The following is a 1,101-nucleotide window of genomic DNA, read 5'->3' as shown; positions in this document are numbered from 1 at the left end:
GCGGCAAGCAATGGGGCTACCCGATGTCGATCGAAGCGGTCTCGCTGGTCTACAACAAGGCGCTGGTGCCGACCCCGCCGAAGACCTTCGACGAGGTGRTCGCGCTCGACAAGAAGCTCGCGGCYTCSGGCAAGAAGGCGATCCTCTGGGACTACAACAACACCTACTTCACGTGGCCGCTGCTGGCCGCTGGCGGCGGGTATCCGTTCAAGCTGAAGGCCGACGGCAACTTCGATGCGGGCGACACCGGCGTCAACAACGCCGGCGCGCTGAAGGGCGCCGAGCTCTTGAACAAGCTCGTGAAGGACGGCGTGATGACCAAGGGCGCCGGCTACGCCGAGATGGAAGCCGGCATGGCGCAGGGCAAGGTCGCGATGATGATCAACGGCCCGTGGTCGTGGGACAACCTGAAGAAGGCCAACATCGACTTCGGCGTCGCGAAGATCCCGAGCGTCAACGGCAAGAAGGCCGCACCGTTCGTCGGCGTGCTGGGCGCGATGATCTCGAAGGCCTCGCCGAACCGCGACGTCGCGGTGGAGTTCATCGAGAACTTCATGCTGGCGCCGAAGGGCCTGAAGACGATCAACGACGACGTGCCGCTGGGCACGCCGGCGAGCAAGGCGCTGTTNCGCGGTGGAGTTCATCGAGAACTTCATGCTGGCGCCGAAGGGCCTGAAGACGATCAACGACGACGTGCCGCTGGGCACGCCGGCGAGCAAGGCGCTGTTCGCCGAGCTGAAGGCCAACCCGAATATCCAGGCGACGATGGCGAGCGCGCAGGACGGTGCACCGATGCCGAACAACCCGGAGATGGGCCGCTTCTGGTCGTCGATGGAGTCGGCGCTGAAGAACATGACCGAAGGCCGCCAGCAGCCGAAGGAGGCGCTGGACGCCGCGGCCAAGCGGATCACGGCCAAGTAACCCAGCGGGCACGACAAGGCGATGAACTTCCGGCTGCGCCCCGGCCCGGCCCTGCTGGCGCTCGTGCTGGTGGGGGCGCTCTACGTGGTCGCGATGGTCTACGCGGCCGGGCAGACGCTGCTGGCCGCGACGATGCTCGCGATCACCGCGCTCGCGCTGTGGGTCTACAGCGCGGCGAAG

Annotated in this window: 1 pseudogene; it reads left to right on the top strand. The window is 66.5% G+C overall.

Features of this window, described 5'->3' with window-relative positions:
- Nucleotides 1-23: 23 nt before the first annotated feature.
- Nucleotides 24-628, top strand: a pseudogene (locus ASC98_RS29815) (extracellular solute-binding protein); the annotation flags it as partial.
- Nucleotides 629-1,101 lie beyond the last annotated feature (473 nt).

This window comes from Rhizobacter sp. Root1238, assembly GCF_001425825.1.
In the GTDB taxonomy this organism is placed as follows: Bacteria; Pseudomonadota; Gammaproteobacteria; order Burkholderiales; family Burkholderiaceae_C; genus Rhizobacter.
Note: the sequence above shows the minus strand (reverse complement) of the source record. Positions and strands in the feature narration are given on the sequence as shown.